The sequence below is a fragment of the Flavobacterium sp. GCM10022190 genome (assembly GCF_042656445.1).
GTDB lineage: Bacteria > Bacteroidota > Bacteroidia > Flavobacteriales > Flavobacteriaceae > Flavobacterium > Flavobacterium nitratireducens.
Genome location: NZ_JBHSOQ010000002.1, coordinates 342,477 through 355,476, shown reverse-complemented (window position 1 = coordinate 355,476; position 13,000 = coordinate 342,477). Strand labels below are relative to the sequence as shown.

The 13,000-nt window shown below is 34.0% G+C and carries 15 protein-coding genes and 1 other RNA gene; 10 read left to right on the top strand and 6 right to left on the bottom strand.

Features of this window, described 5'->3' with window-relative positions:
• Positions 1-16 precede the first annotated feature (16 nt).
• Both ACFPTQ_RS08405 and ACFPTQ_RS08400 read right to left on the bottom strand, forming a co-directional pair.
• On the bottom strand, positions 17-493 hold the full coding sequence (locus ACFPTQ_RS08405; protein WP_379776277.1) for a hypothetical protein: 477 nt from the start codon (positions 491-493) through the stop codon (positions 17-19).
• Positions 494-527: 34 nt separating this feature from the next.
• On the bottom strand, positions 528-1,730 hold the full coding sequence (locus tag ACFPTQ_RS08400; RefSeq protein ID WP_379776274.1) for an NAD(P)-dependent oxidoreductase: 1,203 nt from the start codon (positions 1,728-1,730) through the stop codon (positions 528-530).
• 184 nt (positions 1,731-1,914) lie between these two features.
• On the opposite strand from ACFPTQ_RS08400, the gene ACFPTQ_RS08395 reads away from it, so the two are divergent.
• Both ACFPTQ_RS08395 and ssrA read left to right on the top strand, forming a co-directional pair.
• Positions 1,915-3,120: a serine hydrolase domain-containing protein gene (locus ACFPTQ_RS08395; protein WP_379776271.1), complete on the top strand. Its 1,206-nt coding sequence runs from the start codon at positions 1,915-1,917 to the stop codon at positions 3,118-3,120.
• Positions 3,121-3,206: 86 nt separating this feature from the next.
• Positions 3,207-3,604: a transfer-messenger RNA gene (gene ssrA, locus ACFPTQ_RS08390) on the top strand.
• Here ssrA and ACFPTQ_RS08385 read toward each other — a convergent pair.
• Positions 3,559-5,115, bottom strand: coding sequence for a recombinase family protein (locus tag ACFPTQ_RS08385; RefSeq protein WP_379776268.1), 1,557 nt, complete (start codon positions 5,113-5,115; stop codon positions 3,559-3,561). The two genes, ssrA and ACFPTQ_RS08385, sit on opposite strands and share 46 nt — an antisense overlap.
• Positions 5,099-5,290 carry a hypothetical protein gene (locus tag ACFPTQ_RS08380; RefSeq protein ID WP_379776265.1) on the bottom strand — a complete coding sequence of 64 codons (192 nt, stop codon included), beginning with the start codon at positions 5,288-5,290 and terminating at the stop codon, positions 5,099-5,101. The genes ACFPTQ_RS08385 and ACFPTQ_RS08380 overlap by 17 nt, the downstream gene beginning before the upstream one ends.
• 710 nt (positions 5,291-6,000) lie before the next feature.
• Between ACFPTQ_RS08380 and ACFPTQ_RS08375 the strand changes: the two genes are divergently transcribed.
• Genes ACFPTQ_RS08375 through ACFPTQ_RS08340 form a run of 8 tightly spaced genes read left to right on the top strand, consistent with a single transcriptional unit; the run spans position 6,001 to position 11,201 of the window.
• On the top strand, positions 6,001-6,393 hold the full coding sequence (locus ACFPTQ_RS08375; RefSeq protein WP_379776263.1) for a single-stranded DNA-binding protein: 393 nt from the start codon (positions 6,001-6,003) through the stop codon (positions 6,391-6,393).
• Between the two features lie 42 nt (positions 6,394-6,435).
• Entirely contained in the window at positions 6,436-7,530 is a 1,095-nt protein-coding gene (locus ACFPTQ_RS08370) for a DUF932 domain-containing protein (protein ID WP_379776260.1), read from the top strand.
• Positions 7,517-7,720: a hypothetical protein gene (locus ACFPTQ_RS08365; protein ID WP_379776257.1), complete on the top strand. Its 204-nt coding sequence runs from the start codon at positions 7,517-7,519 to the stop codon at positions 7,718-7,720. Before ACFPTQ_RS08370 ends, ACFPTQ_RS08365 begins: the two co-directional genes overlap by 14 nt.
• A 3-nt stretch (positions 7,721-7,723) precedes the next feature.
• Positions 7,724-8,260, top strand: a complete 537-nt coding sequence (locus ACFPTQ_RS08360; protein WP_379776254.1) for a PRTRC system protein E — start codon at positions 7,724-7,726, stop codon at positions 8,258-8,260.
• Positions 8,261-8,276: 16 nt separating this feature from the next.
• A complete protein-coding gene (locus ACFPTQ_RS08355) occupies positions 8,277-8,495 on the top strand; it encodes a PRTRC system protein C (protein WP_379776252.1) in 219 nt (72 codons plus the stop codon).
• An 18-nt stretch (positions 8,496-8,513) separates the two neighbouring features.
• Positions 8,514-9,674, top strand: a complete 1,161-nt coding sequence (locus ACFPTQ_RS08350) for a hypothetical protein (RefSeq protein WP_379776250.1) — start codon at positions 8,514-8,516, stop codon at positions 9,672-9,674.
• A gap of 10 nt (positions 9,675-9,684) precedes the next feature.
• Positions 9,685-10,398: a PRTRC system protein B gene (locus tag ACFPTQ_RS08345; RefSeq protein ID WP_379776247.1), complete on the top strand. Its 714-nt coding sequence runs from the start codon at positions 9,685-9,687 to the stop codon at positions 10,396-10,398.
• Complete coding sequence (locus tag ACFPTQ_RS08340; protein WP_379776244.1) at positions 10,395-11,201, top strand: PRTRC system ThiF family protein; 807 nt, start codon at positions 10,395-10,397, stop codon at positions 11,199-11,201. The genes ACFPTQ_RS08345 and ACFPTQ_RS08340 overlap by 4 nt, the downstream gene beginning before the upstream one ends.
• A gap of 468 nt (positions 11,202-11,669) precedes the next feature.
• On the opposite strand, the gene ACFPTQ_RS08335 is transcribed toward ACFPTQ_RS08340, so the two are convergent.
• Entirely contained in the window at positions 11,670-11,945 is a 276-nt protein-coding gene (locus ACFPTQ_RS08335) for a molybdenum ABC transporter permease (RefSeq protein WP_379776242.1), read from the bottom strand.
• A 155-nt stretch (positions 11,946-12,100) separates the two neighbouring features.
• The gene (gene traN, locus ACFPTQ_RS08330) at positions 12,101-12,994 is read right to left on the bottom strand and encodes a conjugative transposon protein TraN (protein WP_379777192.1); all 894 of its coding nucleotides are present in this window, start codon (positions 12,992-12,994) and stop codon (positions 12,101-12,103) included.
• Between the last annotated feature and the right edge of the window lie 6 nt (positions 12,995-13,000).

Here is a 13,000-nt window from a genome sequence, read left to right as displayed (position 1 = left end):
AGGCCGAATTAGGACTTTAAAAAGCATTTTTCTGAGCGATTAATTTCATCGTTTGCGCATTAAATATTTTTTGAGCTTTACTTTCAGCTTCAAAAACATGACAAGCAGCTATACTCAAATAAATGATGTGATTATCATCTTCTAAATTTTCATTTTTTTTATTTGCCGACTCAGTACTATCCATGCCTGATATTAAAATAACAGGAGTACCTTCATTGAATAATTGTGTGGCTATACCTTCCAACCTTCCGAGTGCAACATGTTTAATTTCTTCTTCTTTATCGTTTAAAAGATAAATACATCCAATTATTGAATTTAATTCTGTTCTTTTCAAAAAAGGATGTTTTTCAAATAATTCATTTCCTTGGTTTAAATATTCAAAATTTCTTGATAACAATGAAAGAGGAAAATTTCCATCATCTAATGATTCACTTTGAGCATCACAAAATTGAATATTAAACAAAATAATAAAAAGTATAAAAATATTTTTCATCAAAAACTTTAAACCTTAAACTTTAAACTAAAACCTATTTCCCATCCACAAAATCCTGTAAATAACTAAATCTTGGCGTTAACTTTCCTTTTTCAGTGATTTTGGCTCTTTCTAGAATTCCATCTTTATCCCCATCAAAAAAAGCAGGGATTACTTTTTCGATAAACATTTGACCAAAACCTTCGCTGGCATCTTTAGGTAATTCGCATGGCAAATTATCGACTGCCATCACTACAATAGCAGCCGGATGAAATAGATCTACTTCTTTGTTTTCTGAAGGTAAATAACCATAAAAAGGCTCTTCAATAGTAGAAGAACGCAAGGTACAGGCAACAGGACCGTTGATATCACAAGAGATATCGCCTACTACTTTTATTTTACAATCTTTAGCCTTTAACATCTCTTGCGTTAAAATCGCAGGAGCTTCATTGGCATGAAAATGACCTGTAATTACTATATCCGAAACTTTGGTAAATCGTTCAAAATTACTTTCGTAATCCTGAGGATTTTTAAAGAAATCGTTATTATCCAAAACTGCTCCGTCTTTTCTTTGATTATAATCCAAAACATCGATTTGCGTATATACCGATTGTGTATAATTTTTAGTCAAGAAATTCTCAACCGTTACCGATTTTACCTTGATAGCATCCAAAATTTCTTTGACACCAGCGCCCACTTTTCCTTTTCCGGTCACCACAAATTTAATCGGTGGAAGTACCACTCGTTTTAAATAGCGAATTAAATCTTCCTTTCCCGAAAGTGTTTCCGCTTTAGGCAATTTGAATAATTCAAATTTAATTCCAAATGCTCGAATACTATTATAAGTTCCTACCATTCCTGCATAACGCCCAAAACCAATTAAACGGTTATTTTGAACATCTACAAGAGTTTCATGGTCATAAAAATCAATATTTTTAGCCAATAAAGCTTGAAGTAAACCTCTATTATAAGGCTGCTTTTTAATAGTGTGTGAAAAAAAGAAATAAGTTTTATTTGGAATCAAATGCGCTACAGGAACTTCTTTTACTCCAATTAAAACTTCACAATCAGAAACATCATCACTAACAACGATCCCTTCATTTTGATATTCCAAATCAGAGAAAACTCGAATTGGAGAACTTTCTACCTTTATACTTAATTCAGGATAAAGCGATTGTAGTTTCATTAGCTCTTTAGGAGAAAAAACAACACGTCTGTCAGCAGGGATTTTTCTTTCTTGTAGTATTCCAAATTTCATAATGTAAGATTCCTTATATTTCTTGTGATAAATCTATTTTATTCTTCAAAATTCATTAGAAGCTGAAAGCCAAAAACATAGAAAAAATGCTCCTCAAAACTTTCAAAAAAATCTGTTAACGTTAAAAAAAACAACGCCCAAAATTATTTGATTCTATATATTTGCGAATATAGTACTCGCAAAAATGAATTTTATAAAAAAGACAAATATACTACAATTACTCCTCCTAATCTTAGTTTTGAGTTCTTGTAATCAAAAGAATAAAGAGGCTGCTGAAAACCAAAAACCAAAGGATACCATGCCTCATATGGAGCCTCCAACTAATAAACTCCCAAAGTTATCCGCTCAATATATAAATACTAAAAAAAATGCTATTGAACGTTTTTACAATAAAAACTGGCCTAATAACAGCATGAATGGTAGTTTTTTAGTGGCTCAAAATGGCAAAATTATCTTTGAAAAATATGAAGGTATGGCTAATTTTAGAGACGAGAGGCCTATTACTGCTACGACCCCTTTGCATTTAGCATCAGTTAGTAAAATTCTAACAGCGGCTGCCGTACTAAAATTAATAGATGCCAAAAGAATTGGTTTAGATCAAAAAGTAAATACCATAATTCGAAATTTTCCTTTTCCCGAAGTAACAGTAAAAATGCTACTAAATCATCGAAGTGGTATGCGCAATTACGCCTATTTTACAGACAAAAAAGATGGTGTTTGGGACCGACATAATATTCTAAGCAACAAAGATATTGTTCACTTAATGGCCACCAAAGAAATTGGTTTAGAATCCAGAACAAATACTCGTTTTGCTTATTGCAACACCAATTATGCCGTTTTGGCATTAATTATCGAAAAAGCGACAGGTCAAAGTTACCATAAAGCAATGGAACGTATGATTTTCAAACCTTTGGGTATGAACCACACTTTTGTTTTTGATTATGAAAGAGATAAAGATTCAATTGTTCCTTCCTATAAAGGGAACAAAGTAGAAATAGGTAAAGACTATCTGGACGCTATATATGGAGATAAAAATATTTATTCGACACCTAGAGATTTACTAAAATTTGATTTGGCTCGAAATAATCCAAATTTTTTAAGTCCAAAATTATTAAAAATGGTCTATACCCCTTTTAGCCAAGAACGTAAAGGAGAAAAAAATTATGGATTAGGAATCCGAATGATTAATTGGGAAACAGGACAAAATTTCTATTTCCATAACGGTTGGTGGCATGGAAATACATCATCATATATAACCTTGCTGAAAGAACATGTGACCATTATCGCTTTATCAAATAAGTACACTACAAAGACCTATCAGGTTAAAAAATTAGCTCCCTTATTTGGAGACTATCCATTTAAATTAGGTAAAGATGATAATGAGGAATAATTTTTGCTACTAGGCTAATAGTAATATTAAACTATAAAATTGTATATTCGCGCACTCAAATTGTGATTTGAATACTTTACACAACTGGGGTCGACTGGTTTTGACAGCAAGTCGAATTGAACAGTAAGCACGTCGAGCATTGAGACCTTGCTCGTAAATATAAGATCTCGAACTTTTAAACGGCGAAAATACTTACGCTTTAGCTGCATAATCCGAATTATAGTACGATTACGCCACGTCCCTACAAGGTAGGGAAGCTGGATTCTCCTTGAAAGCCTTGGTTTATGGCGGTCAGTACAGGGGAACCGTAAAAATAGACCTAGATTTCTGTTAGCTTCGGGCAGATTTCGAAAATTAAGAAGCTAAGTAGTATGTGGCTGTTTCTGGCCTAGCATCCTATCGAAAATTCAATCAGGAAATAAGCGTGTAGAAAGCTCTTTAGTTGCTTGTTTGGACCCGGGTTCGATTCCCGGCGACTCCACTGGATGGGATGATTGGAAAATCATCCCTTTTTTTATCGCACACAAGTAACCATTTCTCATTCATTATCAGATGATTATGAGACAAAGAATCGATCATAGTAGGTGTTCGATAGATACCATCTTGATAGTATAAATTGCTGTCGAACACCAGTTTTACAAATTCTCTTTTTTGAATAATATCTGCTCGTAAGTATATATTTTTCATATCTCCTAGCATATCTAAATTTTTCTGTAAAATAGTATAAGCATTACTTTCAAACTTACCAAGTCGTTCAATTGCACTTTTACAAGAAAAAATAGTATTACTATAAGAAGAATACCATCTGTCATAAGTATCCTTTGATATTTCATTTTTAATCCATTTCTCTTCAACCGAAAACATCTTTTGCTGAGTTTCTTCAAGAATAAGTTTCTTCTCTATTATTTTGTTTTTACTAACTTTTAAATTTTCTTCTATAGCTTTATTTGTTGACTGTTTTATCTCTAACAATCTATTTTTGGGAAGACTCATTAATTCCCAAATTTCTAAAAGCTGTTTATGAGCTTTTATTGCACTAATATTATTATGCTTCGAAAATTTACATTTGTAATAATGAAAATATTTTCCTGATTTACTTCTTGACGGAGCTCCTGTCAAATAATTACCACAATGACACTTTAGAATACCCCTGAGAGGAAGATCTTCATCTAAAACAGTTCTAATCTTTTCTGGTTTTTTCATTTTACTCTGTACAAGCTGCCAAGTTGCAGTATCTATAATTGCTTCATGAATCGCGGGAAATATTCCTCCAGGATATTCTTTATAACCTTGTACTTGTAGCATTCCTGCATAAACAGGATTTGACAAAATTCTTTCGACAGCCGTATTTCCTCTTTTAGGAAAACCTAGAGCACGAGCTTTTTCTTTTATTATGTAAAGTGGTGTATCATGTAAAAAAGCATCGTAAATAAATTTTACAATTTTAGCCTCTGTCTCATCAATAACTAATTTTCGTTCTTTTCCTTCTCCTAATTTCACATATCCAAACGGAGGTTTAATACCTATATAACGCCCCTCTTTTGCTCTTGCGGTATAAAGCCCTCCTCTAATTTTGATACTTCTATTAATATTATCCTCTTCAGCAAGCAGAAGTTGCAAACCTGCTCTGAAAAAACTTCCAGGTGTATCATAATCAAATGTGATTCCTTCAGTTACACTAACTACCTGAATATTGTATTTTCTTTGAAGTGTTTTCACCATACTCATAGCTTCACCAGCATCCCTACTGAACCTATCCATCTGATCCACTAAAAGATAATCAACACTTTTAAAATGTTTCGAAATAAACTCTTGAAGTTTTATAAAATCTGGTCTATCAAATGTCTTTGCACTTCTACCTCTATCTATAAAGGTGTCAACCAATTCAACATTGTTAAATTTCAACCATTGATCAGTATAAAGTTCCTGTCTCTCAATAGATCCATTACTTTGTCCTAACTGACTAAATCTTAAATATCTAATCGCTCTTTTCATTTAACTCTTTTAATGTTATGGTAACAATAATTTCAATTAGTAAATTTATAAAATTTTGTTCCCTTTTCTCTTCAATATCCTTTTTTAACTCTTTTATCTTTCCGTCTATCAACACTTTATCATTTTCATTCATCTTTATCCTCCATACCTTTCCATGCAAAAAAATATTTTGCATTATTAATTATTTATTATGTGTATTAACAAATAAATTTAACCGCTACACAATCTAACAGGAAATCATGGCTTATTAAGTCTTACTTTGACTAATATTGTCATCGAACAGATAAACTTAAATCCTCAAAGCACATTTACTCATCCGCTACTCTACTTCATAAAAAAGCTTAATCGGATACCTAATAACAGCATCTTTAAAAACCGAAAATCTACTCCCAAACACTATTTTTCAAGATCCTTTTACATGGCTTTCATAGCCAAATATTTAAAAAAACACTAGACACTTAAAGTTTTCTAGGAATTCTATCGCATTAGTTCATTTTTTCAAATCATATAGAACCATTTACTCAATGCCTTTTTTATCGCTTCCACTCTGTTTTTATTCAAGAGTCAGTATGCTATTTTGTCCCATTTCAAGAGCAAAGGTATTCTAGTGTTCTTAACGCAGGAACAAGGTCATGCCCTAAGGGTTTGCAAAAAAATCTCCACCCATTCGGGTCGTATTTATTTGACAAAACCTTGCTCCTGCTAAACACTAACCTTTTATGCTCCTGAAACGAAACAAAGCATACTCCGGCTCTTTAGACGAATAAAAAAAATGTCAATAATGGAAAAGAACAGCATTAGAAATGGTAATAGAGTGAAACGAAACAGCTCCTCCTCTCATTGCCGAATAAATAAAATAAAATTTAACTCTAAAAAGTAAATATTATGAACATTATCGGAAGACTGACAAGGGATGCAGAAGTACGCACAACGTCAAAAGAAAAACAAGTAGTCAACTTTTCAATAGCTACAAATGACAGTTATCGCAACAAACAAGGCGAACGCATAGAGCAAACTACCTATTTCGATTGCTCTTATTGGATAAGCCCAAATGTAGCGAAGATACTCACCAAAGGCACTTTCGTAGAGCTTACAGGTAGAGTTAGCACAAGACCGTGGACAGCCAATAATGGGGAATTAAGAGCAAGTTTAAACTTCCATACTTCAACTATCAAATTGCACGGAGGTGGTAAAAAAACAGAAATCGCTCAGACAAGCAACAACGAACAGAAAACTAAAACTTCAAATCAGGATACTGGAGACGATTTACCATTCTAACACAATTCATTTAATCTTTTCAAATTTTAAAATTTCAATATCATGGCACATAATTTAAACTTCAACGAAAAAACAGAACGTTATTCATTTTTTAGTGTTCAGCAAAAAGCATGGCACGGTTTAGGGCAAATTGTACAAGATTATCCCACAAGTACAGAAGCAATCCAACACGCAGGACTGGATTATGAGGTAATCAAAAGCCCTTTATACACAAAAGGTTCAGGTATTATTGAAAATACAAACAGCATAGAAATTAGAGACAACGAACTAAACGTGCCTAATTATTTTGCTACTATGCGCACTGATAACAACACCGTTTTGGGCGTGGTAGGTAAAGACTATCATATTGTACAAAATCGGGAGGCTTTTAGTTTTTTTGATGCTATTGTTGGAGGAACTGACGGAATCTTATACGAGACCGCAGGGGCTTTAGGCAATGGAGAGCGTATTTTTATTACTGCAAAACTGCCTGATTATATCCGTGTGGGTAATGGCGATGATGTAACAGAAAAATATATTTTCCTCACTACTTCTCACGATGGTAGTGGAAGTATTACCGCAGCTTTTACTCCTGTTAGAATTGTTTGTCAAAATACGCTTAATGCTTCACTTCGCAATATGAGCAATGTAGTACGCATTCGTCATACTTCGGGAGCAAAACAACGCTTAGACAATGCTCACAAAGTAATGGGATTAGCAAACGAGTTTAGCAATCAATTAGAAAACATCTTTAATGACTGGGCGAAAGTAAAAATAAGTGATAAGGAGGTTGAAAAATTGATACAGTTGGCACTTTGTCCCAATAAAGAAACCCTAGAGCATATCAAAAAAGGGAATAATGACGAAATCTCCACCCTGTTCAAAAATACTGTTGAAAGTGCTTTTGCTTATGCGATGACTAATGATACCCAAAAAATGAAAACCACAAAAGGGACTTTATTTGGGGCTTATAACGCTGTGACTGGCTACTATCAAAATGTACGCAATTATAAAGATGATGAAGCCAAATTACAATCCATTGTATTAGGCGGTACGGCACAAATAAAATCACAAAAAGCATTCGAACTGTGTAGCTCGTTTGCAAAAATTGGTTCGAATGCTATCAACATAAATTTTTTGATGAATGGAAGTAATTGATTTGAATGGTTATGCTATTGAGGTAACCGACCTTGATGAAGCTATCAAAATAACGGCAGAATACAAAGACTACCAACAGGAGGGTAACGATTTTTCAGATTTCAATGAAAGACAAAAAGCCTATTGGATGGATATGCACGAAAAATTAACGGTAATTAAAAACGGATTAAACAACACTTTAAAAGTTTAAAATATGAATACTAATTTTTTCAATCAGATAGCACAATTGGAAATTATAGGCAATTTACAGCTAACGATATCCAAAAGAGTAGAAAACAAAATGGTTGTTTCTATTCTACTGCAAAACGAACAATGCGGAGACAATGCCAAACAACTAATCCCGCCTCTTAATCTTAGAGGAACAGCAGAAGAACTAGACGAGGGATTTTTTGAAAGCATTACAGTACCCTTACGAACTGCTTCGGGTTTAATGGTCAATATGGAAGCCTATATGAAGCAATTGGAAAATGCCCAAAAACAATCGGCAATGGAAAAAGAAAAAACCGATAAGGAGAAAAAAGCAAAGGACGAAAAAGAAAAGAAATACAAAGAAGCGATGGCAAAGGCTGATGAATTGGACAACGATGGCAAACCCCGTGATGCCTGGATGAAAGTACCTAATCCTAACGATTACCCTGAATATGCCGAAGCCATACACAAACGCAAAAAAGAACTATCTGATAAATTCGCTTCGCCTAGTCTTTTCGGAACAGAGCAAGAAAATGTTTAATCTAAATTGAATCATTATGTTATTAGCCACGCAATTAGAAAGAGTATTTCTGTTTAACGATAAAGGACAAGAAATCAAACTCACAGACCCCGAACCAAAATGGAGTGTACAAGCGGTGTTAAACTTCTATTCGAACACCTATCCCATACTTACAACAGCAAAAATTGGCGCACCCATAATAAAGGATGATACGGTACAATACCACTTTGAAAGTGCTATAGGTACAAAAGGTTAATCCAAAAACATTAAAAAAATGACTTATGCAATCACACATCATAGCGGGTACGATACAACTACCCAAAGAATCCAAACAAAAGCAACTACACCGCCAATTAGGAGAGTTCGCAAACTGGATAAAACGAACAAAGGATGCAAACGAAATCCGCAAGGACAAACAGCAGTCCTTACCAGTACCGATGTTACTAATGTTTTTTTAAGAACTTCATTCCTGCCTGTTTTGGCAGAAACGAAAACGGTACAAGCTTGTCAGAAAACAGTAAAAACGGAAAGAGATTTTTACCAATCTCTTTCCCAACTTGCAACACATTATAATATTAACCCCATTCACACCCAACCTTTTGGTTATCCATACAATATCGCTTTGGCTTTATGGGACACCAAAGAAAAACTAAAAGATAAGGTGAGAGATTGGGAAGAAATCAAACTCGTACAGGATAACAAAAAAACCTTTTTTACAAGTGAAGAACGATACAATACTAACGCTACACTCTATTATATTCCAGTAGTACCGCTGTACCGTTTGTTAAAAAACAATAAACGAAAACACAGTGCACAGCTTTTATTATCGGTTTGTAGTTATCTCTATCATAGTGTCAACATACCTTATTACAGACAGGAAAATAGTTTTCTTTATTATCAATACGAGATGTTAAAAGAATGGCAACTAACTGATGATGATTCCGAAGAAACATCCATTTATTTGAGTGAATTCGAACAAGCAGAATGGATTGGCGACAAAATGGAACAAAAAATCTTCAATACTGCCAATTTAACTTTTTTCAAAAAACGATTGAACCGCTTTAAAAGTGCGAACGCTTTTGAACAGGATTGTTTAAAATTAGCTCAAGAAACCTATGCCCTTTTAGAGCAATATCCAAATGAAAATATATTTCGAAAAGCAAGACCCAACGAAGAAGCAGAAGAAAACGAAGACGAAAATGAAAACATTTTAACAATGGATTACTACATATCCTTTTATGCTGATGGAAAAGGTTGGCTGAATGAAAATATTATTCAATGTGTAAATAGTGAATTACAAGAATACGGACAGATGGAAGAGCCTAGTATCGTTAAAAGTTTTGACGGAAGTGACATCACAGCAAACAATCTTGATTTTGAAAATAGGCTGTTTGCCCTTATCGGAGAATTAATTTACCTGTTAAACCATTTTTAAAACAATAGTGATGAACGATATAACAGAAAATTTTGGAACACTGTATCATCCTAAATCTGCATTAGTATTCTATCAGACTAAAGGAACGAATTCTGATACCTATGTAGAATATTTTGACATGGATAAAAATGGGAATCCTATTAATGCCCATCCATTAACTGTAAGAGAAGCAAACCAACTGGCAAAGGCATTGAAAACAGCCAAAGAAGAAAAAGAACCTTGTTTAAAATCAGAAGGAATAATAAGCAATGCTATTTTACATATTGACCCTACTCAAAATAAAGTAATCTGGTTTACCAAAGCCATGCAAAGAGAACTTTGTTTTACAGAAAATTTAGGTATCCCAAATGGCAAGGTAAATGTACCTCCTATGTTATGGTTTGCCAACAAAAATAGTCTTTCTGTTTTTGCTTTGGGAAGTAATCGCAGACCTAAAGAAAACACAAAATTGTACAATGCTCCTTTTTTTAATGTATATGAAAATGCTAATGTGTGCATGGGAACGGTAGATGTTCAGATGAAGAAAATTGCTTCATTAGAAGAATTTACAACCGCATGGGAAAGTTATTTTTTCAACAGCTATTTCAGTCATTTGATGCAGGACTATAATCCGATAAAAGGAAACTGTATAACTCTTTGGGAAAGCCTTGTCAATACAAACACCTCTTTTCCTAAAGAAGTATTAAAAAAGAATGGTAAAACCTTAAAAGATATATTGTCATGAACACCGAAAAAACAAAAGTCCACTTTACGGACAACTATTTAATAAATCCCACAAATCCAATAACGCTAAATCTTATCGGTGCAGGTGGTACAGGTTCAAAAGTACTAACTTCCCTAATGGAAATGAATCATAGCCTTATTGCATTAGGTCATGCAGGTTTAAATGTTCGTCTTTGGGATGATGATATAATCACAGAAGCCAATTTGGGCAGACAACGATTTGCCCATTCTGAAACAGGACTGTACAAATCGGTCGCACTGATAAACCGTGCCAATCGTTGGTCGGGTACAAACTGGAAAGCGGAAACTATAAAATTTGAAAAAGACAGTTTGGAAAGATTACCCGAAAATGCTGGAGCAAGTATTTTTATTAGCTGTGTGGATAGCGTGAAAGCTCGTTTTGAAATTGCTGACATTTTAAAACAACTTAATAACAGTCGAGCTTATGCTAATCGCCCACGTTATTGGATGGATTTTGGCAATAGCCAACATACCGGACAAGTGATACTATCCTCTATAGGCGATATTAAACAGCCTAATTCAGAAAAATATGAAACCGTTGCTAACTTGCCTTTTGTAACCGAAGAATTTCCCGAACTGCTGAAACAGTCCGAAATTACAGACGACACTCCAAGTTGTTCCCTTGCGGAAGCATTGGAAAAACAAGATTTATATATTAATTCTGCATTGGCACAGATGGGTAGTTCTCTTTTGTGGGGTTTATTTCGCAACGGACTTACCCAATACAGAGGCTTTTTTCTCAATTTGAAAGACTTTAGGTCACAGCCCATCCCAGTTGGCTAAGCCAACCCCCGATAGATATCGGGGCGGGTTGCAAAAAGACACTCCTTTCCGATGGTCAGGAAAGTCTTTTTGCAGAAAAAGGGATACTAGCACTTTGGTAAAATGCGAATCCTCCTATTTTACCAAAAAGCTTGTAAGTTTTGCGTGAGGATACACACTATCCTCATTATTTATTTTGTCCGACTTCTTTTCTTTTCACATAAGCGACCAAAGAAAAGAAGCAAAAGAACGTCGCTGAATTATTTATGATGAAATCAGAGTAAAAAGACACTCCCTCTCGATGGTCGGGAAAGTATTTTTACTAAAAAAAGGTACAAGCACTTTGCTAAAATGTAAAGCCTTACCATTTCACCAAAAAGCTTGCTAGTTTTACATGAGAATATTTATTATCCTCTTTATTAGTTTGGTTTAACTTCTTTTCTTTCCACATCAGCGACCAAAGAAAAGAAGCAAAAGAACGCCGCTTGATTATTTTGGATTTTGTGTTTCAATTAAAACCACTTCTTCTTTTTCTTTCTTTTGTCTTGAATAACTCCAGAAGAACAAAAGTCCAAAAACAATCAAAATAAAAGCAATCCATTTTCCAGTACGCTCCAGAAAAGAAATGAATACTGATTTTTCATAACTCGAAAAGCCTTCCGCTCCCATTGGGTTTCTTCGATAAAATTTCCTTCTGTTAATCCAGTAACGAAGACCAAAACCACTTAACAGAGCCAGGATGCTTAAAAACAATGTTGGATACATAATGTGTACGTTTATATTTCACTCTTTTAATTTTAAAAAACGCTCCTTAGCTATAACTTATTGTTTTTTAAAGGTTTAAAACAAATACATTCAACAAATAGTAAGAGGCTGCCTCACCAATTGTGAAACAGCCCCTTTTTATGTTTTTATTAAAATCAATTAATCTTTAACTTCATGTTTTTGATAAGCTTTGCTTTGATCAAATCAGAATTTTCTATTTCTAATACCTGATGTCTGCCACCGTTTTTTTCGAAAATTTCTATAAAGAGTACTTTGTCATTGGCAATAGTAAATAGATCCAACAGAAATACATTTCGCTCAACAGTATTACCTACAATTTCGTCTAACGGTTTGTATATTCGTAAAGGAATTATCGTCCTTTCTTGTATTACAGTGCGTTTAGCGAGCTTTTTATCTACTACTTTGAAATCAATAAAATCAATTCGGAATGGCACATTGGTAAGATTACGTACCTCGGTATGGAAATAGAATTTATCGTCGTGGATATAGATTCCTTTTAATAAAAGTTGAATCCCAAAACTTTTAGTTTCAATATTTCTTATCAGCTGTTTGTCTTTTTTATAAATCGTTTCCATTAACTCACCTACAAGCGAAGGTGAATTCTTTCCAAGTTCCTCAAAAAGAACATCATTAGCATTCTCCCTACTTATTCCTTTTTGCATTTCCAAAAGATTGTAATTCATACTAACTGGAAAAGCGTTGAAAAGCACATTGAAATTATAAAAACGTCCATCCTCGGTGATTACCGAAAAGTTAGTTTCTTCATCAAAATCACGAACTGCTGCCTTTACTCGTAATACATTTTCTGCATCTTCTGCTTTGGCTGCAACCAGATAATCACTTCCCAAATCCACGTAGCGGATAGCAGCAGGAAATATCAAGTGCGAAGTTTTACTGTAAGTTACTTCTATCTTATACGGTTCTATTTTTCCCAAGTCCAGCTTTGTGATATTATGAACAGTCTGTTGTGCCTGAAATGGAGTAGCATAGCCTAATACTAAGACCAATGCTATTAGTATGTTTTTCATTGTTGT

Coding starts and splice junctions, on each gene's coding strand:
- ACFPTQ_RS08350 (WP_379776250.1), top strand. CDS start 8,514: ATGACTTATGCAATCACACATCATAGCGGGTACGATACAACTACCCAA.
- ACFPTQ_RS08335 (WP_379776242.1), bottom strand. CDS start 11,945: ATGTATCCAACATTGTTTTTAAGCATCCTGGCTCTGTTAAGTGGTTTT.
- traN (WP_379777192.1), bottom strand. CDS start 12,994: ATGAAAAACATACTAATAGCATTGGTCTTAGTATTAGGCTATGCTACT.
- ACFPTQ_RS08400 (WP_379776274.1), bottom strand. CDS start 1,730: ATGAAATTTGGAATACTACAAGAAAGAAAAATCCCTGCTGACAGACGT.
- ACFPTQ_RS08340 (WP_379776244.1), top strand. CDS start 10,395: ATGAACACCGAAAAAACAAAAGTCCACTTTACGGACAACTATTTAATA.
- ACFPTQ_RS08385 (WP_379776268.1), bottom strand. CDS start 5,115: ATGAAAAGAGCGATTAGATATTTAAGATTTAGTCAGTTAGGACAAAGT.
- ACFPTQ_RS08355 (WP_379776252.1), top strand. CDS start 8,277: ATGTTATTAGCCACGCAATTAGAAAGAGTATTTCTGTTTAACGATAAA.
- ACFPTQ_RS08380 (WP_379776265.1), bottom strand. CDS start 5,290: ATGCAAAATATTTTTTTGCATGGAAAGGTATGGAGGATAAAGATGAAT.
- ACFPTQ_RS08365 (WP_379776257.1), top strand. CDS start 7,517: ATGGAAGTAATTGATTTGAATGGTTATGCTATTGAGGTAACCGACCTT.
- ACFPTQ_RS08370 (WP_379776260.1), top strand. CDS start 6,436: ATGGCACATAATTTAAACTTCAACGAAAAAACAGAACGTTATTCATTT.
- ACFPTQ_RS08405 (WP_379776277.1), bottom strand. CDS start 493: ATGAAAAATATTTTTATACTTTTTATTATTTTGTTTAATATTCAATTT.
- ACFPTQ_RS08375 (WP_379776263.1), top strand. CDS start 6,001: ATGAACATTATCGGAAGACTGACAAGGGATGCAGAAGTACGCACAACG.
- ACFPTQ_RS08360 (WP_379776254.1), top strand. CDS start 7,724: ATGAATACTAATTTTTTCAATCAGATAGCACAATTGGAAATTATAGGC.
- ACFPTQ_RS08395 (WP_379776271.1), top strand. CDS start 1,915: ATGAATTTTATAAAAAAGACAAATATACTACAATTACTCCTCCTAATC.
- ACFPTQ_RS08345 (WP_379776247.1), top strand. CDS start 9,685: ATGAACGATATAACAGAAAATTTTGGAACACTGTATCATCCTAAATCT.